This is a genomic window from Bacillus yunxiaonensis (assembly GCF_037104695.1).
In the GTDB taxonomy this organism is placed as follows: Bacteria; Bacillota; Bacilli; order Bacillales; family Bacillaceae_G; genus Bacillus_A; species Bacillus_A yunxiaonensis.
Genome location: NZ_JBAWSV010000001.1, coordinates 1,183,673 through 1,207,612 on the forward strand (window position 1 = coordinate 1,183,673; position 23,940 = coordinate 1,207,612).

Consider the following 23,940-nt stretch of genomic DNA (forward strand, 5'->3'; position numbering starts at 1 on the left):
TAGTTAAGTTTTCTTATCATTGACCATAATGAAAATGAAAGGATGCGTCCTTTACAAGTCATCAAAATACAAGCAAAAAACTCAATGAAGACTTCAAAAAAAGGGTGGCTTTACCGTTCTGGTAGCTTAGTAAAAGATTTAACCAGCGAATATGGCGTTTCTGAAGTGACGATTTATAAATGGATCAAAAAGTTTTCCCCCCATCGATTTAGAAGACGGTTCTTTTGTTACTCCAAATGAATTCATCAAGCTACAAAAACGTCATGACCAAATGCACCTAAGGCATAGGAAACACGTTGTTTTAATTTTTCATTCATTTCCATTCTCCTTTTTTGTAATTTTTCTCTTCACTCAATTTTAATAATGATAAAAAAGCGTTTACAAAGTTAAACATAAAAAAACTAACGAACTACATGAATCTCCTTCCTATGGTTTTCTTTTTAGTTTAACAAGAAAGCGCTTTCTGTTTTATATCATTTTGTGACCTTGATTTAACCTTTTGTTGCACTTCTTCCTTCAAAAGGTAGATTAGGTTATAGTAATCACGAAGAGGGAAACAGCCCATGGAACAAGCAATTTTTATGAAAAAAGAACAGCATCTCATATACATATTAATTTCCCCTCCAATCATAATAAAAATTGTGGTGTTAGGATTGACGGGTCAACCCTAACACCACTAAGATAATAAGAAATGTTTATTTTTATTTCTCTACTTAAGCTGGATTCTTTGCAAAAACTTCTACCTCTGCAACAGACAGCATAAGCGGCCCGCTATGCGATTCCTCAAAGTTAATCGATAACTTTGTAAATTTAGTTCCAGTAGGTATCGCAGCCTCTGTTAAATCGAAAGTTACTGATTTATCGTCGAATTTAACACTTTTTGCACCTAAATCATACTCTTTTCCAGATTCAGTATATACTTTGGCACTTAGTGTTTTAATTTTGCCGTTCGTATATTGCGGGCGATTATAAACGATAAATTTAGTCAATTCTTGTGGTTTAGTAAAGTTAAAATCAACGGGTAACGGTAGTGAAATTCCTTCATTTCCAGTGAGGCTCCATTTCAATTCCGCCAATGAATTTTCACTTATCTCACCGTCAATCAGCTTGGCAAAAGCTGCTGCACCGCCTTGCATCTTTTCACCTGCACCAGTAACCGTCATATCTTTATTAGATAATTGTAGTTCCTTAGGCTCTTGTGGTTGTTCAACCTCTCCCGGTTCTTGGCCAGGATTTAAAACCTCTCCTATTTTATCAATCGTGTCAAAGGCTGTATTAATCAGTAAGGACCTAGTTATCGGCATATCAAATTGAAGATCTTTCTTAGCCTTTAACTTAATCGTGGCCAATGTCTTCGTACCATCTAATGTATTTTGTGTTCCCTTATTGGAAAATGCAGCCATAATTCGTTGTTCAGGCTTTCCAATCCCCGCAAGTAAGGAATAATTCAACATATTAGCAGTTTCATTGGAAGCTGAAACAATATTTCCACCGCAAGTCCCGTCAGGCTTACACTCTTTTACTAATTCATATTTGTTAGGGTCTAGTTTTAGTTCTAAGTTGAATGCATTAATATCCTGTAATCCTGCTCCTATTATTTCTACTGAAAATTCCTCTCCTGCTTTTAATTCCTGCTTACTAGGTCTAATATCCAATAATCCGGCAACCGATTTTCCTGTTGCTTGAAGTGGTTTTTGACCCAATTGTGATGCTACATACATTAAATCGTATGCGTCTATTACACCATTGAAATTAATATCCACCTTTGAAACCTGTTCCCAAGCTTCAGTTTGATCGACACCCATATAGCTGGCAAAGAAGAGCAGATCAGCTTCATCAATGGCCCCGTTCGGTATATTCTCACCTACAACCGTTCCTTCTGTTTTATCCTTTTTGTATGGCCTGAATTCCTGTGCACTCCCAAAGCCGCCTACAGAATCTGTAATGGTCAACTTAATATACCTTGCAGTAATATTTTCCGGAAAATTAATGACTTTCGTTTCCTTATTTTTCTCAAATGTTCCATCCGTGATGACGTTTTTATAAGTTTTTCCATCTAAGCTTACGTCTAAATTGTATTTTAATATTGTCCCATTCCCTGCATCTGGTCTTGGAACATACTCAAGCTTATCTAATTTATAAGCTAATTTCATATCAATCTCAAATGTATGTGGCAGTTTATTGCCCGCATCTCCCCATGCAGTATGCCACAATGTATCATCCTTTCCATCGACAGCTAAAGATGCTGCTTGTCCCGGCTGTTCACTATCTGCTTTTGCCGTCATACCCTTAGGGACATTTCTGTATCGGTCAAGCTTCGTTCTTATTTTGATCTCATCACTCCAGCCAGATGACCCTTTTGTATTCGTTGCTCTTATTCGATAAGAATGTTCTGTATCAGATGTTAAACCTGTATGGAGATAGAATGGTGCTTGCTGACTATCACTTGACTTAAACACATTTGTATGAACAATACCATCAATCATTAAATCATACGTTGTATTCGAACCATCAACCTTGTCCCAATTTAATTTAATATCTTTATCTGTAATGTTGACGTCATCAGCTTTTAGCCCTGATGGAATCGTTGGTACCTCTTTATCTACTACATCCTTCTTTTGAGTATTATCGAAGCCATCTACTGTAAAAGTTATTTTATTTTTCGTGATATCTGTTTTTCCTACCTTAATATAAAGCTTTGGTGATGTAATAATGTCAGTCTTTTCAAAAGGTGAGCCTTTTGTAGAATATTTGTTCAGGTTTGGATGTTCATTATAGTAGTACACGTTTTCTGAGTTTTTATATTCCTCTTCATTCGTAACTTTCCTTAATGTAACATCTTCATTGCCAATCTTAACCGTTATATCTTTTGGATTTACACGTGTATTAACAATCACTTCTGTGCCCCTGTCTTTAACCATACCTTTATAGCCTTTTCCTTTTGCGGCATCAACGGTTATAACAGCTTTTTCCTTCATTACCCTTGAAGTGACCTTCGTTGTTGTATTTTTCTTTTCCTTATACTCAACAGTTTTACCATCATCTTCATATAGAGTAAACTCTGATTTTCCCGATGGATAAACATCAAATATTCTATTTTCAGAACCATTTAATTCATTAATAGAATTATTTTCTGGTGCCATTGGAATAATTGCACCAGCCTTAACAAATACAGGGGTCTTCCATAGTGGAGCGCTAAAGTTATGAAGAACCTGACCTCCCTGATACTGGTCACCTGTAAAATAATCGATCCAAACTTGATTTTTATCCGGAAGATAAATATCGTTCCTTACTTCAGCTGCATTAGAGTTTCCATCATATATTGGTGCTACTAATAGATTTGGCCCCCACATATATTGATATTGTGTTTGCGTCCCGTACGTATATGGATCATTCGGATATTCTAACATCATCCCTCGAACCATCGGCATAGATTTTGATGTGGATTCCTCAGCATTCGTATAGATATAAGGCAGCATCTGTGATTTTAGATTTAAATACATCCTATTAATCGAGGCATAAGGTTCACCATAATTCCATGGATTTTTAGACTTACTATAATCATTACCTCCGGATGCCCAGCCGTCCATATCGATTTGGATAGGAGTGAATGCTTTCCATTGGAAATCACGTGTCTGTACTTTTGCATCTCCGCCAAATATACCATCCATATCTGAGCCGACATTTGGATTTCCTGATAAACCTGCGCCAATGTAAGTAGGGATATGCATTCTGATATACTCCCAATTACCACCAGTTTGGTCGCCTGACCATAATGAAGCATAACGTTGAGTACCAGCCCACCCATCTAGCGAAATAACAAATGGACGTGCACCACCTGAATTCTCATCTTTTTGAATTCCTTCCGCTGCTTGGCGTGTAGCATTTAAGGCCATGGAATATCCTTGCCAAACCCATGCAACATCCGTCTTTACTGCTCGAACACCTGCTTTAACTTCCCCGTCAATGTCTCTGCGTAAAGGGCTATCCGCGGGTAAATTAGGGTCTGGATGGAGATTACTTTGTGTCCATAAACCCACCTCTACTTTTTTGTCATTTGCTTTATTAGCAAATTTCTCCAAATTATCCAATCCGCCATATCCACATCCATAGCCGTCATTTGGTAACATCCATCCTAAAGGCATATCGTTATCTGCATATTGATTTAATGTATTTAATCCATTATTTAGGAGTGTTCGTTGGTCCTTATGACCATTATGAGTTCCATTAAAACAATCTGCATGCCCTAAATAGAAACCATATTTTGGCATAAGGGCCGCTTTCCCGGTTAATTCTGTATAGTCGTTAATGATGTTTGGAATGGAATCATCTACAAAATAATAAGCATCAAATCTGTCTTCATTGTGAGTAAAGGTAGCCGTTTTGGTAAAATCATAAACACCCGGCTTAAACGTATTTCGCATGACTCCGTAGCCCTCAGTACTTAAATAGAATGGGACTGGACTTGATGCAGCTCCTGCATCCCAACCTCCCCCGACTGCAATATTTATGGAATTATTCTTATGGGCATAAAACCCATTCTGTTGACCTCCGCCATAAAAATATTCACTTTCTTTTGTATCGAGGGTTTGAACAGTACTTCCGCTCGAATGTTTTAGCGGTTCACTTTCACTCCAAAGAATCTTTGCTCTTTTTTTATCGTACAGGCTCATCTTTGAAGTAGCTTTATCTATTCTTAACTCTAAAGCATTAGTAGATATTTTATAGACATTGTTATCGCTTTCATCGACCTTAATGTTAATTGGTCCATATTCCTCTTTGTAATCGCTAACATTTTTGTCGATAATTTTCGTCTCATGATCAGGGCTATTTGGAGTTGGATATTCTTCAAAAACACCCTTTGGGTCCAAATTCAATCGAAAAACATTATTTTTTAGAAAGTTAATTTTTATTTTTTCTCCTGTTTCTAAGTCAAAGTATACGTTATTTCTTTCTTTCGTAACCTTAGTAATTTTACCTATAGTCTTATAGGTTTGATTGTTAGATACATTATTAATGGAGTACTCCTTATTATTTGTAGTAGCAGATGCTGTTGGAAGCATAGAAAGCAATATACCCGCTGATAAGGACAAGCTTACCAATTTTTTAAACCTAGCTCGACGTCTTAGCATATTCTACCTCCGAATGTAATAGTGGTTTACCGAAAATAAATTCCAATAGTCTTTAACTCTTCGTATGGATAATTGGCGTATCAATTCCTAGTGGATTCAATCACAAGAAAAGAAAGACAGTCCCCTTAAAAACTTAAAAGCTTGCAATTTTCCCTGTTTATGGGTAACGATCTTTTTTTGACTTGCAAAAAATCATTTATACCACCACCCCTTCTATATTTTTTATATATTTATATATCCCTAAATATATAAGCATAATTAAGTAAGACCTTTATAAAGTCTTAGTTTGAGGTTATATATGATGAAAAATGAAATTTGGTATACTAGCAGATTACGTAAAATCTATATTGATAGGAAATTTACGATTGAGAAATGATCGTCGATGAATGTTAGAGGGATGTGTTGTCATTATCAATTTAGCCCTTCGTTGCCTTTTATTTGTAATGCCCTTGCTACCTACTGGGATGCATTTTCTGTTTTATTTCTAATGTAAGATCCATTCCCTCCTCTCTTTCAGTCTTAATTGATAGAATTTTCTAACAGATATAATATATAATAAATCGGGTTGATGGGTCAACCCTTTAACGTAAATATTCTGATAGGGGTAGCGCGTATAACTTCTTTGTTTTAGAGATTAATTGCAATTGTGTTGAGTTTTTTGCACAAGAACCGATTTTTGCCATATAATAATTTCTCTATCTAATTGTTGGCTGATTTTTATTATCTGTGGATCTAATAAGCCTTTCTCCTTTGCTAATTCATACATGTCATAGCGATGTTCATCAATACTCTTGTTTAGAGCTAATAATTTTCTCGAAATCATTAACTTTACTCACCTTTCACTTTTGCTAGTTCACATAATTCCCGTTTTTGGAAGTTATTGTTGCTTTTAAATAAAGTCAAGGTGTTTAAAAAAAAGACGCGATGTTTATAAAAAAGCTTTTCTTTTGGTAAGTATTATCTTAACGTGTGTTTTAGGTCATTTGGTTGGCAGGGCCATCTATAGACATGCAGCGACCTCCCAAAAAATGATTTTACATTAATATCCATCTATATGGCCGTTTTTGGACTTATCTCGTACATACCCGTATAAGACTTATGTAACTAACCTCTGAAACTTGGACATACTGATACTAGGGGTAGCACCTTAATTTAAATCACAAAAAGAGAGACTACAACTTCACAATTGTAGTCTCTCTTTTATCATTCAGTTTAACTATTCCGGATTATTTAACCCATACTCCACTACTATTGAAGAAGTATCGTTTTCCAGAAATCGTTACCCAGCCTGTTTGCATAACTCCGCTCTTATCTAGGTAATACCATTTCGCTCCTTCTTTCAGCCAGCCCGTTTGCATCGCTCCGCTCTTATCTAGGTAGTACCATTTTGCTCCTTCTTTCAGCCAGCCCGTTTGCATCGCTCCGCTCTTATCTAGGTAGTACCATTTTGCTCCTTCTTTCAGCCAGTCCGTTTGCATCGCTCCGCTCTTATCTAGGTAGTACCATTTTGCTCCTTCTTTCAGCCAGTCCGTTTGCATCGCTCCGCTCTTATCTAGGTAGTACCATTTTGCTCCTTCTTTCAGCCAGCCTGTTTGCATCGCACCGCTCTTATCTAGGTAGTACCATTTCGCATCAACGTTTTTCCATCCTGTTACTTTACTACCTTTATTATCATAGTAATACCAATTGCCGTTCTCAAAATTCCAGCCAGTTTTCACTTCTTCAACTTCAGGTTGATTAATAGTTAGTTTACCTTGCGCTTCCTGTGTGACTCTATTTCCATCGGCATCTGTTAGCTCCACTTCAATAATAGCATTTTGAATCTTTACATCTGGAACGGTCCAAACACCCTTATAAACTCCTGGCTCTACCTCTTCCATTTTATTTTTAGAAGAAGATTGCGCATTCTTTTGAGCAGGGAGTTTCACTTCAAAGTTTGCTTCGCCGCCTATTACATTACTTTGGAAAGATATTTCTACCTTCTCACCTGGGAACACATTTTGGTCAGTTGCTGGTTTTAAATCTTTAATGACGGGCTTCTCTTTTATTAGTGAAACGGTAACTGGATCCGATTCTCCGGTCAATTTACCATTTAACATTGAGACTGCTACTAATTTATTTTCACCTTCTGTCATTTTCGTTGGGATTGTAAATTTTCCGTCATCACTAACTTTTGCAGTACCTAGCTCTTTATTATTATTCATCAACTTAATCGTTGTTGTCGGTGAGGCAGTCCCTTCTACAATGATGTTTTCGTCTTTGAATACTTCATCATGTTTTGGAGAAGTAATAACAGGAGTGTCTACTTCATAACTTACACGGGCACGAATCATATAGTTACCGTCTTCAACAAATGCTGGATAAAATTCACCGTCAAGATATTGATAGCTTCTCTCCATATATGGGTTACCATTATCAGTTGCTAAACCAAGTGCAATTGGATAATTCAGTGTTTGGACATACACCATATAAAAATCTCCATCAACCTTGATATTGTAATCTCTTAAATCTACTACCGTCCAATCATCTAATACGGCTTCAGCAGTTATCGGTCCAGCAAGTTTCTTACCCGGTAATCCATTGCTTCCAGAAGCATCCCATACTTCCACACTAAATTCCGTTCCAACCGTGTCTGAGTATTTTTTGTTCTTGAAGCGAAACACACCATCTGTGACAATGGCTGATTTCTTATCCTTTGGCAATGACATTTTTACTGCCCATCCAGCTCCACCGCCAAAATACATACTGGCAGCATCAACAATTCCATTGTCATAACCAATTTCGCCACCCGGATACGTGAAAAAAGGCTTAAGATCGATATCTACGTGGCAATCTCCATTAATTGTAATTTTAACATCTTGACTGTGATAGCCACTTCTCATTGCCCTCAATGTATAAGTACCTTCGTAAGCTGTGAGAGTATATCTACCGTCCTTATCCGTCGACACAGGTGCAATATTGGCATCTTCAATAAGGAGTAATGTCACACCTTCGACAGCTTCCCCTGATTTTTCATCCGTAATGACACCACTTACAGTTCCTTTAGGGATTTCTTTCAATGTGAAATCTGCTTGAAGTACTTTATCTTTTTCGAATGTTACTGATTGCTGTTTAGATTGATATCCATAGGCTTCAGCTTGAACTGTATAATTACCGATAGCATGTGCGAGTTTATAAGCGCCGTTTTCAGGGTTTGTGTTAACGTACTGTCTGCTTTCAAGGACACTTACTTTACCTCTTATCGGCAAATCTGAATCCTCATTTGTTTGAACCACTTTTCCTTCCAAAATCCCCAGACCTTCTCTAATAGATGATACAGCATTGTATGCATTGACTAATCCATACCCGTACCCATCATTCGGTGATTCTCGATATTCCTTATCTGTTAAAGGCGTTGCTGTTTTTATTAAAATTTCTTCTATTTTATCAACTGATAAACTTGCATCAACCTCATATAATAATGCTACAATTGCTGATACAGCGGGGGCCGCCATCGATGTGCCATCCCATCCACCTTCGTAATCGCTGCGAGGTATTGATGAACGAATATTTGCTCCAGGCGCTGAAATATCTGGCTTTATTTCACCATATGGTGAAGGGCCGCGTAATGAAAAATCTCCAACTATATCATTACTATCGGTTGCTCCCACCGCAAATGCTTCAGGATAGTTTGCTGGATTAGCGACTGATCCAGGTCCGCCATTATTAGTCATGCTCGTGTTTCCAGCTGAAAATGTGGGAAATATCCCAGCATTTCTCCATTCTTTTACTACATCTCGATACCATTCATCAAGCCCCGGTCCGCCACCCCATGAGTTGTTAACCACATCTGGCGCCATGTCAACCCGAGTATTCCCCTTTGAATCTGTTGGTGCTAAAATCCACTCTGCAGCAGCCAATAAATTCGCATCACTTCCACTAGTCTCTGAGAATGCCTTAACAGCAATCCATTTTGCACCGGGTGCTATTCCTATTTTATTTGATCCATCAGGTTCACTACCGACCATTGTTCCAGTCACATGTGTTCCATGTGCTAAATCATCATATGGCACAGATCGTCCAGCAGTGGCATCAAACCAATTAAAGTCGTGATTAACTTCTCCAGTTGCTGCATTATAGCCTCGATACTTTTCCTTTAATGCGGGATGATCCCATTGAACGCCGGAATCAATACTTGCTACAACTACACCTGTACCGTTGATCCCCTTTTCCCATAAAGCTGGAGCTCCAACTCTTTCAATATTCCACTCTACATTTGCTAGATTTGAATTAAGACTATTCTCTTTAGTTGTTGAAACAAATAATTGTCTTGTTTCGTTTGGTAATACTTTTTCAACTGCAGAAAAGGCTGCTATCTTTTTTGCTACCTCTTTCGTTGCTGTAACAGCCATACCATTGACGATAAAATAGGACTTAAAAGATTCGACATTCCCTCTATGTACTTCTTGTTCAAGATATTTTACAACGTTTTGTTGTTCTTCGTGTGCAGTAGCTTTTAATTCAGAAACAACTGCAGAGCGTTGCATAAACTTTTCTTTATTCGCAGATAGTTTTTCTTTCTTCGCAATAGCTTTTGTTTGCTTTATGGCTTTTGTTGTATCTGCTTTTTCTTTAAATTTAATTAAAAAGGTTACTCTGTCATCTTTTTCAAACTTAGCTAGTAAACGATTACTCATCTTTTCTTTCGCAGCAGTTTCAGAATCATTTACATAACGGGATGATCTCTCAATTAATTCAGCATTCGCAAGTCCGGGTGTTAATAATGAAAATATCATAATCAATGCTGCTACAATACTAAATAATCGCATGTGATGTTGTTTCTTTCTCTTCAATTCGTTTTCTCCCCCTCGATTTCTAAATTCTTTGCTTGTCATTTCGTGAAGTTACAGCCTTTGTTTAACCATTATTTTGAAACACAAAGACTAAATTTCCTTTTATCCCTCCTCAATTTTAAAGCTGAATAATTACAATTATAGGTTAAATTGTTATATGTTTCTAGAAATTATTAGAATAGTTTGAATAATTGTTAAAATCAAAAAATAATCATTCAACATCACCCTCCATTTTCCTCCCTATTCCGAAAAATTTTTTACTATTTTACTAACTCATTGCAAATAAACTCAAATTTGTATTTGTATATTTAGTGGTGCAAAAAACGGTTGGAGTGGTGCAATCGGGTAATAATATTCATAAAATAAATTTATCAACAAATGTCATAGATAAATATGGTAAAATATACATAGAGTAACAGCTCAAAAAGTAAAATGGTGATTCAAGTTAAAAAAGTACTCATGTGGGTGCTTTTTTTGCTGTCTTACAAATACAGAGGGGATTTCATCATGAATATTATCGACTTAGAACTAGTACGAAAAAGAAAAAGAAAGGAAAATAAAATGATTACAATACCCATTATCGAACGGGTTTTTGAAGTAAATGGAGAAATTCAGTTTGAAGTAGCTGGCGAAAAAGAAATTCCCATTTCTTGGCTAGAAAAGGAATAGATATTCTTAAAAAGAAGAGAAATTCAGTTATAATACGAGCTCTTAAATATGTATATTTGTTTATAACAAGTTGTACCATATATAATTATAACTATTTCTGTAAAGAATCCTTGTAATATAAGGATTCTTTTTTGTACCAAAAGGTACACCTTTAGATACATTTTTTACTTTCATGTATTTGGTGTTAAGTTAGTCCCTTGAGTTATCTGTAAAAGTATACCTTTACAGATAACTAGAAAACTATAAAAAACTACGTCTATAAATGTCTGTTTCGAACTTTACAGACATCTATTTATTTTATACACTTTTACAGACATAATTGGTAAAATTACCAGTGAGGTGTAGTATATGAAACATAAAAAATTTGGTTATGTACGAGTTTCAAGTAAAGATCAAACGAAGAACGACAAATTCAGAATATGAAGGATTTAGGGATAGAAGATCGGGATATTTTCATTGATAAAGAATCTGGAAAAAATATGGAGCGAGAGAACTATCAAATGCTAAAACGTCTTGTTCGTGCGGAAGATACCATTGTATTTGATTCCTTAACAAGACTTGGGAGAAATATGAATGATACATTAGAAGAATTTAGGTACTATGAAAAGCATAGAGTAAATTTACAATTTATAAAGGAACCTTATATTAACGTGAATTACACTGGAGAAAGTACAAATGATGTCATTCAGAGTGCAATTCAAAAAGCAACTCTTACAATATTATCAGCCTTTGCAGAAAAAGAGCGAATTGATATTAAACAACGTCAAGCTGAAGGAATTGCTCTTGCCAGGAAGCAAGGTAAACGTTTAGGACGTCCGCCTGTCGAAATAACAGAAGAATTTATGGATGCTTACAAGGAATGGAAATCTGGTTCAATTACAGCCGTAGGAGCTATGAAAAAGTATGGCATCAAACGTTCCTCATTTTATAAACTTGCCAAACAGTATGAGGAAAATTAAATTGTATATGTTTTGACATATTCATTTTAAAATGTGGATGGGACCCCTTTTAACAAAACCGGAGTGGAAATGATGAGTATAAATAGTTTTGTGGGATTGATAAAGGACGAATTATTAAAAGAGGTAAGCATAAGAAGTGAGGATGAATTCGAGCCTGTAGTAGTTAAAGATATTCCTAGACTTTGGAAGTGTTTAGGGACAGGTAATTATGCCGCAGTATTTATGCACAAAGAATACAAAGATTGGGTAGTGAAAGTTTACGCGCGAGAAGGAGAAGGAATTGAAAAAGAGTCAGAAGTATACCGAAGAATCGGAAATCATCCTTCTTATTCGAAGCTTATATATAAAGAAGAAAATTTCATAGTATTGAAACGTTTAAAAGAAATTACCTTATACGATGCTATTCATAAGGGGATTAAAATTCCTAAGCAGGTAATCCTTGATATCAATGAAGCTTTAGAGTATGCAAGGGAACAAGGATTAACTCCTTGTGATGTTCACGGGAAAAATGTGATGATGGAAAACGGAAGGGGATATGTAGTCGATGTATCTGATTTCTTAAAAACAAAAGAAGATAGTAAGTGGAGAGACCTAGAAAAGGCATATTTTACATTTTACTTGCCTTTCATTTATAAATTGCCTTTCCCTGTTAAAATACCGTATTTCATGTTAAACATTGTTAGACGTTCATATAGAAAATATAAGAAGCTTAAAAATAAATTCAAATTGTAAAGGGACCACATACTTATCTTTAGGTTAGATAAATGAACCACTAGTAGGCCCAATACCAGCGTAGCTACGATTAGGGGCAAAGTAATTTATTTTGTAACAAAATCGAACGTTTATGTTACATGAAGTGCTTAAAAATAATAGTTTCTATAACCCTTGAATTCGTTGTAACAAAATACTGTATCAAAAATAAATCGTAACCTTACTCATTTAGCACCTTTTTGTTACTGCAAAATACATGCATATAGGACTAACTTTCTAAACTTAATTGCTACTTTGCCCCTGGTTACAAGAACGCTGGTACTGGGCCTAATAAGGGGTCTCGACAACAAAAGAGGAATCTCTAAGTTGAAAAAATTATTTTACATATTCCAGGGGTTAATATTTATATCATTGTTATATTTATATTCGATCTTTTCTTTTCCACACTTTTCGCACTTATAAAAACTAGCTGTGCCCATCTGCCCTGTTTTAAAATTTTCACTATCCTGAGTTTTAATAAAGTTATATTTATGTATACATTTAGGTTCTTTTTCTTTATTTATCCATTTTCCTAACATAAAGCAATCACTCTCCCTTAAAGAATATTCCTCGTGCATTTCTACATTTAGAATATCCTACAAAATATTTCCAATCAATGAACATGTTATGCCTTAGCGTACAAAATCCGCGAAATATTGGTGCTATTTCAATAAGTAAAAAAATATAATGAGCTGTCCATATGGACAGCTCATTTACATAATTCTCGTTATCGGAAATTATTTGATTTGTTTTTTTACTTTCTTATTCAACTCAAGCATTCTTTCGTTGAACAATGAATCGAGCATAATAATTACAGCAAAGATTTTACTGTCCGTAAAGGGTACCCGATTATTGTGCTATCGTTCTCCATTTATTTGAATTAAGGTCAAATTTTTAACTAAATAAATTGTGTCAATAGTTGGTTAAACTTGTCACGTTCTTCCCAGAAAGGACCATGACCACTATATTGAAACGGAACAAGCTGTGAATTTTTTATTTTTTGATTTAGTTCTTGAGCTTGTGCAAATGGAATTACTTTGTCGTGAATGCCGTGCAAGATTAAAGTAGGAACTGATATTTTTAGCAAATCAGTATATAGCTTCTCATCTCTTAGCATAACTACGACTGCGGCGGTTGACCAACCTGCCGCCTGTAATCCCATTTGAAAAAACCAGTTCGAGAATGGGCCAGTTATATACTGAAAGAAAAAACTATCTGTTACTTCCTGCATCATTTTAGGGCGATCATTTAATGTTTCTTTAAGAAATTTATTAGCAGTTTCTGTTGTAAAACCTACAGGAGCGGCAGCGCTTATAAGGACAAGTTTAGATACTCCATAACCATTATGTCGAGCAATATAACGAATAGCGATAGCCCCACCTGTAGAGTGACCCGCTAGTGTAAAGTTTTTCAATTGAAGTGCATCAATAACGGAGCCAATATCATCTGCCAATCGGTCATAGTTGTAGCCGTTCATTGGCTTATCCGAATTACCAAAGCCCCTCCAGTCTATGCCAATACAGCGGTAACCCATTGCGGGAAGAACATCAAACTGATACTCAAACTGTTTATGGCTTAATGGCCAACCATGTATAAACACTATGGTCTTGTTACCCCCTGGGTTAATATCTTCCACATATAGATTTACACCTGACTCTACAGTAACAAAGTATCCCATGCTAATTCCTCCGTAATTAATATGGTTTCAACAATAAGATATTCATTTTAGTTAACATAGATGAGTACCTAGCCCAATTGTAGGTTAGAAAAGTGAAAAAGAACGGGGTTTATTGAATTATTCTGCCATTTCGTTGAAGAAAGAACAATGAATAGGGTATACATGTGAAGTCTATATAAGGTCCTATTATTTTGGGTTCTACCAAACGCAACGCTCGAATTCGTTATCGTGAACTCAAATCAAAAATCTGCATATATTATCTGGGTAATTTATCTATTTCAAAAAACAACGGAGGAATACTATGTTTACTTATTACCCTCGCCAAATGGTCGCTCACCCGATACTTCTTGAGGCTAGACAAATTTCTTCTAATCAAATTTTAATGACTTATGATAAACCAACTGATTTGGCATCTGCAACAAATGTTTCGAATTATTGGATTAGAAGTAATATGGGCCCCGTCGGTATTGCTAGTGTAGGAATGAAAGAGGCACTTACGGCAGAAAACGCTATACGTCCAGATATGGGAATGATAGCACCCGTTGATAATTCAAAAATGAGATTTGTTATAACTTTTAGAGTTAATGCAATGCAGGGCGTAATGTATACTGTGCTTCCATGCTTCGTTAACTTAGAGGGAATGTCAGGTTTCATGGGAGAAAATTGGGGTCCTAATAGTAAAAATATGTTTATTGGTATGTAGGTGAGAAAAAAATTGGAGATACTTTTAGATCAAAAAGTAAAATCATAAAAAATATTGATGAATAGATATTCATGGTCGGTTAACATAACGTCCTATTATTGGAATTTAATATGTTTAAAAGCTTATAAAAATCCCCTTTAGTAAAATGATTTTATTAAGTAACAGAAAAAACAGGGTATTCTCGATTAAGACTACATCTCTTATATAATATTATAGTTTTTATAAGAGAGGGAATGAGGAGAATAGATACAAGCAGAGATTATGTGCTTGATCTATTCTTTTTTTGTACAACATATGACCTCATTTACTACAACATAGAAGAACCGATGTTGCAGTAAGACCCTCAATAAGCTGTGTACAAAAAAATGAAGACCGCGCGGTCTTCATTTTAGTCAACATAGTTCTTGTTGTAGGAAACTAATAAAGTAATAAGGTTTACTTCAGTAAAATAAGGTATATTATATTTGTTGAATAGATTCTCTTTAAAGATAAGAAAAGTAGGTGAACAAAGTGGGAAAGTATCAATTGGATTACAAAAGTCAGGTAGCTGTGACAAAGTTTCATGAAAAACAGAAGCCTGCCAAATTTGATAAAAAGCAGCAAATTGAAAAATTGCGTGCGGAGTATTTGAAAAAGAAGCAAAAACAAACAGATAAATAAATTGTGAAAAATGCTAGGGGTCCCGCCAACATTTCGCGGAAAACATACGCTAAGACATTTTTTTGGAAGTAAAAACCGCATTTTTTATACGCTAAGGGATTTTTCCAACATAAACCTTCGTTTTGGTGATTTTAAGTGGTACTTTTATTTTCCTTTTCGTATAACAATTCCGTATATCCAAAACCATAACTAAAAACAAATAACCACAAAAGCGATATTTAAACGTTTTTGGTTACGATTATTTACAATATTTGTCCTAACGTATATTTACCGCGTTTTGCTGGTGCTACCCCGTTAAGTGATATCAAAAACCTCTTATGCTCTTCTTCGATTTTTTTTAAAAATGACACCTAAAATAAAAACGAGATCTTATTAGATCTCGTTTGCTTTTCAATATAATTTAAATACTCGATTTTATGTATCAAATTTTAGAACAACACGAGCACGTAACGATCTACCTTGCACTAATATAAATAGTTTATTACCCACCTACAATCTTTCGACTATAAACAAGCAGTTCACCACTCATACTAATGGTTCGTTCGACCGTACAAAATACCTGTACAACCATATATAACCTTTCGGCTATATATGACCGTTAGCCTTATAAGAGCTAAATTGCTCTCTAAAGCCTGCGGTACCCAGCACGATCTTAGCTCGACCCTATCCGATAAGTTGGAACCTCATTGTAATCATAGCAGCTAGCATACGACTACAATAAACCTTTTCCCCACCGAATAGAATCTTCTCTCCGACTGCAAACAAACCACATAGTTTATATGAACTAATGACCTGTATACAATCTTTGACCGACCTATATACACCTCTGTTATGAACCATATATAGATCTGGGCTCAACCGTTACGTACCCGATACCTATATCATGAGCAAATTCATTTTAATGTATGTACACTAAAATCATATGGTAACTATTTACTATTACCATATGATTGTGATGTATTTTTAATTTTTAGAAAATTTATAATTTTTAGTATTTATAAAATTCGACTCTGGGTGTATGATAAGTACAAGCAAAACATACATATCAAAAAAGAAGGTGAATCCAGTGGAATAGAGCAAGGCGAATGTACAAATAATGTACAGGGTATAAAATCAAAATCTATTGAAAAAGAGGGTGGTATCACCAGAGTAGCGGAAGGTGAAAGTGTATCATACCTTATTATTTAGATAAAAAGTTGCTTTTATCTAAATTAATAAAGAAAGGGATAACATCATCGTTCATTTGTAATGAACAGAAAGGATTACGAATATCATGAATGAAGAAATAGTGTAAGCGACCTTGTGATTCCTAAGAGGATGATCGAGGTCGCTTATTGTTGTTTTATGCATTTTATTAACCAGAATGTAAAATTATGGGGATTCAATGTATTTAAGAGACTATCAAAAGTCCTCCAGATCGTTTAACTGGAGGACTTTTGTGTTCACATAATTCTCGTTAGCGGAAGTCAATGTGATACCCTTGTTGAAGTATCACACCCGTTAATAAAATTTGAATAATATTTACTTTCCGCAATGTTTATTAAATTGTTGAATTGATAAATTTTCTTCACGTTCTACATTTGTGACATTTATCCCCTTTGGTGGTATATCGGTCAGTGTTACTCGAATTAAGTTGTAAGGGGGCGAATGTGCTTGTTCAAAGGTTATTACCTCTATTGTTAATTCGTGTTGACGATTATTTCCACCAAGCCTTTTTATGTCAGTAATTCTTTCACACATAAATAATTTATTATTAGTACTTTCTAAAATGAATGGTAGATACCTAATCATCAAAGTTTCTTCCAATAGTTTCTCTCTTGTAGGTTCATTTTGTGAATAGACATTAGTTGTTGTTAAAAACAAAAATGTAATACTTAATAATAAAATAAAAGGTCTTCTTATGGATATCACCATCCGTTGTTTTTTTGTGGAATAGCTTTCCCAGTATCTATGGGCCTTTATTCAACTATCATCGGGATTTAGTGTATTAAGAAGACTATTAAAAGTCCTCCAGATTGTTTAACTGGAGGACTTTCGTGTTCACATAATTTTTGTTATTGAAAGTGAAAAATGATATTGAGATTAAAGGGCATGATAAACAATACAGTATATTGCAAGTATTTTTAAGGAGAACCCATTAATGAGTAAAAGACATAAAATATTGATATCAATACTTTTTGCTTTAATTATCAGTGTTATTAATACTCCTGCTAAAGCTCAAGAACAGCAGTCTTTTGAAAAGTTTTGGTATAAGATTGGTTATAAATCTGTCGGAGAAGCAATAACTGAATGCGAAAAATTATTTCAACGAGGCATTACATTGCCGACAAGGCTACCATCAGTAGAATTTACTCATCAATTTGGACGTTGTAATAACAGTGAATATAATGTAAATGACAGTTTTGAAATTGAGTATATAAATGAGCATACGGGTACGAAACATTATATGATAAGAGTCCGCCCTTTCAAGTATAAAATTCCAATTAAACAAGAACTGACTAAGGGTGTATATACACTGAAGGATAAATCAAAAGCAATATTATTTCGTATAAGGGAAAGTTCAAGTCTTGATACTCTTACATTTGAAAGGAATGGTTGGCAATATATGCTGATTATTGATAGTAGAGGATTAGATAAAGCTTCATCAAAAGTCTTAGTCCAAATTGCAAATACTATTGAGTGATGAATAAAACAAAGAGGTCTATTAAGACCTCTTTGTTTGTTTAATTAACGTAATTCCCGTCAGCGGAGTTAACAATAGTTTCCTTCTTCATCAACTCCAATTGGATAATATGGCATAGATTTTATAATCTCATACAGTTCTGGGTACGTTCCCGATAACCAATCTACAACAAAATCTCTCGGATTAGCGTACTCATCTTCACCTAGTATGTTTAATTCTTCACATTTCAGCCAATATGTCCTAAAGACAGCAATTATGCGTCCTTGATTAGAGATAGTTCCAAATCTCTCTTGAATCCATTTTTCTAACTCTTGCTTACTTTCGAATTTATCCTGATTTATCCTACGAATTCTTTCAAATCGTTCTTTTTCTTCGATAACAGCCTTCATTAGTTCAAAAACGTAATCCTGAAATAACTCATCGTATTTAAACATTCTTATTTTCTCCTTCTAAAATCGAATCCGTTTAGTTTTAGCTTACGAAACATCTAAGATATAAAGCCATATAGAATGTATGTATACCTTATACACATTGAGTTAACATAACACAACATGAAAGGAACCTATTCATAACAAAACCCCTTATCAATGAAATCAAAAGTACGTTCAATATTTTCTTTTGTTTCAAATCTCACTGAAGAATGGATTGCATGAAGGAAGATTTCAACCTTTGCATGATCTTTTCCTAGTAAACTATTGACTTTCAAAGCATGTTCCAAACGAAAGAAATCAGAAACTGGATACCAAGCAACAACCGCTAATTCTCAATCCTTTAGGTGGTAAAATTTTTAAATTCGAGCCATTTTTTTGTGAAAATATACCGGGATTTCATTGGTGGATATTTTATAATGCTTTTTTTGCTCGCGATTTACTATTTGGCATCTCACAAATGAAGTAGTTATCTGTTGAAGAGAAGGTTTTAAGTTTTATTTTCCAAAGTCAAGTCTGGAGGATATTTTCCACCAGACTTGATTAAAGACTCTTCTACAAATTTTCCTCCATTTTGGATGTTTGTATTGGTATAGCTTTATTAAACCGTTTAAATCGCGCTAGATAATAGACGTAGCATACGACTACGAACGCGGTTGCCCAATAGAACGAAGCGCGTTGGTTTGGGTCTAATACAAGTGACAAAATAATTCCTACGCACATAATGAACGAAGAAATCGGAACAAATGGATACCATTTCACACGAAATACTAAATCCTCCAATTTACCGCCATTTTTAACATACGAACGTCTGAAACTTATGTGCGAAAGCGCAATGACCGCCCATGCAATAGTCGTGCCGATTCCTGATATCGCTAACAATACAACAAACAAGGTATTGGCTGCTATGATGCTTGTCAACAGGGATAAAAGAGCAAACCCCAAGCTTACTAAAAGCGCGTTCATCGGAATGCCGCGTTTATTTAATTTCCCGAATGTTTTAGGGACTTGTCCGCTTTCGCTCATCGCGAAAAACATCCGTGAGCAAAGGTATAAACCAGAATTCCCGACGGATAAGACAGCGGTTAAAATGACGAAGTTCATGATATCTGCCGCATAGGGGATCCCCACTTTATCAAACATCATTACAAACGGGCTTTCCACAAGACCTGCTTTTCTCCATGGCACCAACGCGCTGACAATCACGATGCTTGTCACGTAAAATAGAAGGACACGGAAAATAATGTTTTTCGTGGCTTTTGGAATGTCCCGTTTCGGGTTTTCGGATTCACCTGCCGTAATCCCCAACAGTTCTGTTCCTTGGAATCCATACAGGACGGAGATCATGGTAACCAATATGGGTGTGAACCCTTTTGGAAACCAACCCCCGTCATTGTACAAATTAGAGAAGAACGGGGCTGCTTGACCGCCTTTTAATGAAATGATGCCCAAAACGGCGCAGCCGCCAATGATAATAAATAAAATGATCGCCACAATCTTAATTCCTGCAAAATAATATTCTGTTTCTGCAAAACCTTTTGTGGTTAACGCATTTAACCCAAACAGTAAAACGATAAAAAATAAGCACCAGACCCAAGTCGGGGTATGAGGAAACCAGCGTTTCATCAACAGACCAGCAGCCGTAAATTCAAGACCGACTGTGGTCGCCCAACTCATCCAATAAGCAATTCCGACCATGAAGCCGGTCGATGGACCAATGTATTTCGTCGCATAGGCTTGAAATGAACCTGTCACCGGCATGGCAACCGCTAGTTCTCCGAGGCAAAGCATCACCATATACGTCATGACCCCACCAACCAAGTAAGCGACAATTGCACCACCGGCTCCCGCGCTGTTAATGGTTAATCCTGACCCTAAAAATAAACCTGTTCCGATGACACCGCCCATCGAAATCATCGATAAATGGCGCGTTTTTAATACCCGTTTTAACTGTTGGCCTTCCATTTACTTCACCTCGATTGTTAATGGGACATACGCTTCTTCGTTTTCAAGAGCATGTTGAACTAACAAATGGAAGTGATGGACGCAATTTTCCGTTAAAGAAAAACGCCCTTGTGTATAGCCCTTTGATTGGAGCCCTTTTTGAACTGTCTCGCAGATTACAAAATCCTCTTCCCGAACCTGGTCTAGAAATGCATAGAATTTTTTTTGAGCTTCCAGGTCGTTCAAATCTAAGAAATAAGTCGTATAAATCAACTTCGTCGTTTCGTGGTCGATTGGAATCGACTGGTTGACAGAAACGTTCGGAAGCCCCGGATTCACACTAATCCACATATTCGGGTATAAGAAATAATATTTCGCGCTTTGCCCTAATTGGTCCGGTTTACTGGTGCCAGAGCGCAACGGCACGCCTTGATACGAGTAGTTATCGAATGTCCTGATTTCATAATTATCCATATCCAGTGTGTTCACAAACCCTTTATGAATGGTCGGACAGTGATCGCATTCCAAATAATTGTCAATCGTCACTTTCCAATTACACTTCACTACATCCTCTTTCACGCGTGCGATTTTCAACTCCTCAAGCGGATAATCCTTTAGTCCGTCGAACAGTTGTCCAAACACTTCCGACATGGAAGAAGCGTTTTCATCTAAGTTAATAAAAATAAAACTCGCCACAATTTCCAGTTTTGGTTGTTTTAAACAAAATTCTTTCGCATCATAATGGAGCCCTTTCATATTGGGTGCCCGGTGCAAGTCACCATCCAAGGTAAACGTCCAAGCGTGATATGGACACTGAAGCAACTTTTTATGACCGCATTCCGCTTCTTCTAGTTTAGCTGCTCGATGGGTACAGACGTTGTAAAATGCTCGAATCACTCCATCGTTTCCTTTGGCAATTAAGATCGAATGTCCGGCAATGTCCTTCGTAAAAAAGTCGCCGTTGTTTTTGACCTGACTGATATGACCGGCAAATTGCCATGTTTTTTCAAAAATTTTCTCTTGTTCGTTTTTCAATGCGGCCTCTTCTGTATAAAGATGGGATGGCAGCGTATGTGATTGGCTCAAATTTGTATGAACTTTGTGTTCCATTTTTCATAACCTCGCTTTTCCTTAATGTTAGACAGAATAGTTTGAGAATTTTATAGGAATTCATAAATCCTTAGTTTTGCTTTTGAAAATGTTTTATTTGTTCAGAAACAAAAAAGCAGGGTGCTGAACTTTGCTTTTGTTGAATAATCCATGGTTACGACAACCTTTTTGTCTTTTGAGCTATCTATTATCTAAATCCCTCCTCCTGAAAAATCTATTAAAAAATTTAGAATCTTCACATAATATCACTTTCTTAAAAAGTATGTTAACATAGTATACAATTTTAGTATACAATTTTTTGCTTTTTTTTCTGAAAATAAATAAAATATAAAATAACTTAACTAAGTTGAGTTTCCCCGAGAAAAGTCTACTTATAACAGAGACTTTCCACATCCAGAATCTAGTAAGGAGCGAAAGGGTTTTTATAAATTGTCCAGATTGTAATTTAGTATTTTCTTGAAATATGAAGAATCCATATCAAGGCATTCTAGACTATTTTCATGGAAGTGGTGAACGCAATTCTCTGTAAGCGAACATATCTTTTGTGAGTATACTCTAGAGATGTGGCCCTTTACGGTCAACAATTTAATAAATAGGCTACCCTGCTAGCGTTTGGCAATAGGAGGAAAAAAAGGTAATATAATAAAAAGAAAAGCTGGTTTAATTATTCCTATCAATGTTAGGTGGTTACTATATGAGTCAACAAAGTATTCAAAAAGCAAATATGGAAGAACTGGTCTATACAAAGATTAAATTATCTATCTATAACCGATTCATTCGACCTGGTAGCCAGCTTGTAGAAGCGGCAATTGCAAAAAAGCTAAATGTCAGTCGGACACCTGTAAGAGCGGCTATAAAAAAACTAGAGCATGAAGGATATGTGCAAGTTATCCCAAATAGAGGAGCATTTGTCATTAAACCAACGGCAGAGGAGATGAAAGATGCCTATTCAGTCAGGTTACTTCTAGAAAAGCAAGCTGCTGGATTAGCAGCAGAGCGGATTAGAAAAGAAGACATTGAAAAGCTTTATAAATTAATAGATGAGGAGAAACGGACATTTGATCATCGTGATACGGATGGTTATTATAAAATGAATGACTCGTTCCACTTCATCATAGCTGAAGCATCACAAAACAAACTATTGCTTGAATATGTTAAAGATATTGTAAGCAGGACAACGATTTACGTGGTATTGTTCGATCCTCTGGATACATTGAAAATAAACCCATCCATTGAAGAACACCTTGCTATAGTAAAAGCCCTTGAATCAAGGAATAAACTGGAAGCAGAACAAGCTATGGAGAAGCATTTGACAAGTGTGATAGCTGGTTTGAAATTGGAAGATAGTGGGCTACAAGACGATATTCTTTTCCTATAAGGGCTAATGTTGTATCTATTGCCCAATGAACTATTCTTTTTTAGTAACAGTAAAATCACAAAAAATAGGTTATTACTTGTATTACCTAACAATCCACAAGCTCATGCAGCAATTTATTTTGAGCTAACGCTTCGCTATATTCAATAGTCGTAAGCAGGACGATGGATTAACCTGCCTATCCTTACAATTCTAAGCAGGCTACTAGAATAAGAGAAGAAGAACCATAAACTCAATGGTTCTAGTGCAAAAACCATTTGATAGAGACATAGAACCTACATGGACTGTTCAATAACAGATTCTGTTGCAATTCCAAACAACTTATGTATGAATCCAACTTCATTTTAGGCAGACTTCACCTGTGGGTGAAGTCTGCCCTTTTTTCATCATATGTACAGCTTCAATACCACTCAATATAGAAGTGGCTGTTTCACACGACTTGAATCTTAACACAGAACGTACACGTTTCTTAATGAAACGGTGATCCTGTTCCACAATGTTATTTAGATACCGAATTTGCCTCAACTACTTAAACAGAATTGTTTACACCCCGTATGCTTTGGCCACGCATGAAGCACAAAAAATACAGATTCCAACTATTGATTTAATCGTTTCTCATTGTTTACGGAATTGGCTAAATTTCTTCCAAGGTGGACAAAACTCTGCTATATAGAAATACACATTTTCCACAGGAAGATTCAATTGTTGAGCAATATCATAAATCGTTGTCAAATCGATCGGGCGTATGCCCAAATCAATTACTTTATCAATCGTCTCCGGGACAAGTTCTTTTAATCCATGAGTAACCGCCACATCGATATCCTCAAGTACGGGCACTTCCGCTGTCTGCGGAACATATGGAATAAAGTGCAAATGATCAAACCCCAGACGATTCAAAAGCTCGATGGCATCTACAATCGTGTCCATACTATTCGAGACAAATAGACATTGGGTTCCCGGAGCTAAATCCATCAGTTGTTCGAGCTTTGGCAAATGAACGGTTCTTCTGGCAAACAG

15 protein-coding genes and 3 pseudogenes are annotated in these 23,940 nt (G+C 35.9%); 7 read left to right on the forward strand and 11 right to left on the reverse strand.

Features of this window, described 5'->3' with window-relative positions; translation table 11 throughout:
• Positions 1–713 precede the first annotated feature (713 nt).
• The 3 genes from WAX78_RS05845 to WAX78_RS05860 form a co-directional block, all read right to left on the reverse strand.
• On the reverse strand, positions 714–5,132 hold the full coding sequence (locus WAX78_RS05845; RefSeq protein WP_336481306.1) for a discoidin domain-containing protein: 4,419 nt from the start codon (positions 5,130–5,132) through the stop codon (positions 714–716).
• Between the two features lie 634 nt (positions 5,133–5,766).
• A complete protein-coding gene (locus tag WAX78_RS05850) occupies positions 5,767–5,955 on the reverse strand; it encodes an aspartyl-phosphate phosphatase Spo0E family protein (RefSeq protein ID WP_336481307.1) in 189 nt (62 codons plus the stop codon).
• A gap of 403 nt (positions 5,956–6,358) precedes the next feature.
• Positions 6,359–9,964, reverse strand: coding sequence for a S8 family serine peptidase (locus tag WAX78_RS05860; RefSeq protein WP_413789158.1), 3,606 nt, complete (start codon positions 9,962–9,964; stop codon positions 6,359–6,361).
• A 507-nt stretch (positions 9,965–10,471) separates the two neighbouring features.
• On the opposite strand from WAX78_RS05860, the gene WAX78_RS05865 reads away from it, so the two are divergent.
• The 3 genes and pseudogenes from WAX78_RS05865 to WAX78_RS05875 all read left to right on the forward strand — a co-directional run bounded on the left by WAX78_RS05865 (position 10,472) and on the right by WAX78_RS05875 (position 12,324).
• The gene (locus WAX78_RS05865) at positions 10,472–10,633 is read left to right on the forward strand and encodes a hypothetical protein (protein WP_336481308.1); all 162 of its coding nucleotides are present in this window, start codon (positions 10,472–10,474) and stop codon (positions 10,631–10,633) included.
• A gap of 348 nt (positions 10,634–10,981) precedes the next feature.
• A pseudogene (locus tag WAX78_RS05870) lies at positions 10,982–11,592 on the forward strand (recombinase family protein).
• Between the two features lie 72 nt (positions 11,593–11,664).
• Positions 11,665–12,324: a protein kinase family protein gene (locus WAX78_RS05875; RefSeq protein WP_336481381.1), complete on the forward strand. Its 660-nt coding sequence runs from the start codon at positions 11,665–11,667 to the stop codon at positions 12,322–12,324.
• A 359-nt stretch (positions 12,325–12,683) separates the two neighbouring features.
• On the opposite strand, the gene WAX78_RS05880 is transcribed toward WAX78_RS05875, so the two are convergent.
• Positions 12,684–12,881, reverse strand: a complete 198-nt coding sequence (locus WAX78_RS05880) for a hypothetical protein (protein ID WP_336481309.1) — start codon at positions 12,879–12,881, stop codon at positions 12,684–12,686.
• Between the two features lie 359 nt (positions 12,882–13,240).
• Entirely contained in the window at positions 13,241–14,020 is a 780-nt protein-coding gene (locus tag WAX78_RS05885; protein WP_336481310.1) for an alpha/beta fold hydrolase, read from the reverse strand.
• Between the two features lie 301 nt (positions 14,021–14,321).
• Here WAX78_RS05885 and WAX78_RS05890 point away from each other — a divergent pair, with 301 nt between their 5' ends.
• Entirely contained in the window at positions 14,322–14,723 is a 402-nt protein-coding gene (locus WAX78_RS05890; RefSeq protein ID WP_336481311.1) for a hypothetical protein, read from the forward strand.
• 501 nt (positions 14,724–15,224) lie between these two features.
• A complete protein-coding gene (locus WAX78_RS05895) occupies positions 15,225–15,383 on the forward strand; it encodes a hypothetical protein (RefSeq protein WP_336481385.1) in 159 nt (52 codons plus the stop codon).
• Between the two features lie 1,521 nt (positions 15,384–16,904).
• Here the strand turns inward: WAX78_RS05895 and WAX78_RS05900 are convergent.
• Entirely contained in the window at positions 16,905–17,246 is a 342-nt protein-coding gene (locus WAX78_RS05900; RefSeq protein WP_336481312.1) for a DUF3888 domain-containing protein, read from the reverse strand.
• A 277-nt stretch (positions 17,247–17,523) separates the two neighbouring features.
• Here WAX78_RS05900 and WAX78_RS05905 point away from each other — a divergent pair, with 277 nt between their 5' ends.
• Positions 17,524–18,066 carry a hypothetical protein gene (locus WAX78_RS05905; protein WP_336481313.1) on the forward strand — a complete coding sequence of 181 codons (543 nt, stop codon included), beginning with the start codon at positions 17,524–17,526 and terminating at the stop codon, positions 18,064–18,066.
• A gap of 68 nt (positions 18,067–18,134) precedes the next feature.
• Here the strand turns inward: WAX78_RS05905 and WAX78_RS05910 are convergent, their stop codons facing one another.
• From WAX78_RS05910 to WAX78_RS05920, 3 genes are all read right to left on the reverse strand, one after another.
• On the reverse strand, positions 18,135–18,500 hold the full coding sequence (locus tag WAX78_RS05910; RefSeq protein WP_336481314.1) for a hypothetical protein: 366 nt from the start codon (positions 18,498–18,500) through the stop codon (positions 18,135–18,137).
• A gap of 549 nt (positions 18,501–19,049) precedes the next feature.
• Complete coding sequence (locus WAX78_RS05915) at positions 19,050–20,459, reverse strand: amino acid permease (protein ID WP_336481315.1); 1,410 nt, start codon at positions 20,457–20,459, stop codon at positions 19,050–19,052.
• Positions 20,460–21,548, reverse strand: a complete 1,089-nt coding sequence (locus tag WAX78_RS05920) for an aromatic ring-hydroxylating oxygenase subunit alpha (protein ID WP_336481316.1) — start codon at positions 21,546–21,548, stop codon at positions 20,460–20,462.
• A 694-nt stretch (positions 21,549–22,242) separates the two neighbouring features.
• Between WAX78_RS05920 and WAX78_RS05925 the strand changes: the two genes are divergently transcribed.
• The gene (locus tag WAX78_RS05925; RefSeq protein ID WP_336481317.1) at positions 22,243–22,926 is read left to right on the forward strand and encodes a GntR family transcriptional regulator; all 684 of its coding nucleotides are present in this window, start codon (positions 22,243–22,245) and stop codon (positions 22,924–22,926) included.
• Between the two features lie 272 nt (positions 22,927–23,198).
• On the opposite strand, the pseudogene WAX78_RS05930 reads toward WAX78_RS05925, so the two are convergent.
• Both WAX78_RS05930 and WAX78_RS05935 read right to left on the reverse strand, forming a co-directional pair.
• Positions 23,199–23,448: pseudogene (locus WAX78_RS05930) on the reverse strand (DDE-type integrase/transposase/recombinase); the annotation flags it as partial.
• Between the two features lie 90 nt (positions 23,449–23,538).
• Positions 23,539–23,940, reverse strand: a pseudogene (locus tag WAX78_RS05935) (sigma-54 interaction domain-containing protein); the annotation flags it as partial.

What these genes read in the sequence shown, in the direction of transcription:
- WAX78_RS05845 (WP_336481306.1), bottom strand. Translation starts at nt 5,132, where the DNA reads ATGCTAAGACGTCGAGCTAGGTTTAAAAAATTGGTAAGCTTGTCCTTA.
- WAX78_RS05850 (WP_336481307.1), bottom strand. Translation starts at nt 5,955, where the DNA reads ATGATTTCGAGAAAATTATTAGCTCTAAACAAGAGTATTGATGAACAT.
- WAX78_RS05865 (WP_336481308.1), top strand. Translation starts at nt 10,472, where the DNA reads ATGAATATTATCGACTTAGAACTAGTACGAAAAAGAAAAAGAAAGGAA.
- WAX78_RS05875 (WP_336481381.1), top strand. Translation starts at nt 11,665, where the DNA reads ATGAGTATAAATAGTTTTGTGGGATTGATAAAGGACGAATTATTAAAA.
- WAX78_RS05880 (WP_336481309.1), bottom strand. Translation starts at nt 12,881, where the DNA reads ATGTTAGGAAAATGGATAAATAAAGAAAAAGAACCTAAATGTATACAT.
- WAX78_RS05885 (WP_336481310.1), bottom strand. Translation starts at nt 14,020, where the DNA reads ATGGGATACTTTGTTACTGTAGAGTCAGGTGTAAATCTATATGTGGAA.
- WAX78_RS05890 (WP_336481311.1), top strand. Translation starts at nt 14,322, where the DNA reads ATGTTTACTTATTACCCTCGCCAAATGGTCGCTCACCCGATACTTCTT.
- WAX78_RS05905 (WP_336481313.1), top strand. Translation starts at nt 17,524, where the DNA reads ATGAGTAAAAGACATAAAATATTGATATCAATACTTTTTGCTTTAATT.
- WAX78_RS05910 (WP_336481314.1), bottom strand. Translation starts at nt 18,500, where the DNA reads ATGTTTAAATACGATGAGTTATTTCAGGATTACGTTTTTGAACTAATG.
- WAX78_RS05915 (WP_336481315.1), bottom strand. Translation starts at nt 20,459, where the DNA reads ATGGAAGGCCAACAGTTAAAACGGGTATTAAAAACGCGCCATTTATCG.
- WAX78_RS05920 (WP_336481316.1), bottom strand. Translation starts at nt 21,548, where the DNA reads ATGGAACACAAAGTTCATACAAATTTGAGCCAATCACATACGCTGCCA.
- WAX78_RS05925 (WP_336481317.1), top strand. Translation starts at nt 22,243, where the DNA reads ATGAGTCAACAAAGTATTCAAAAAGCAAATATGGAAGAACTGGTCTAT.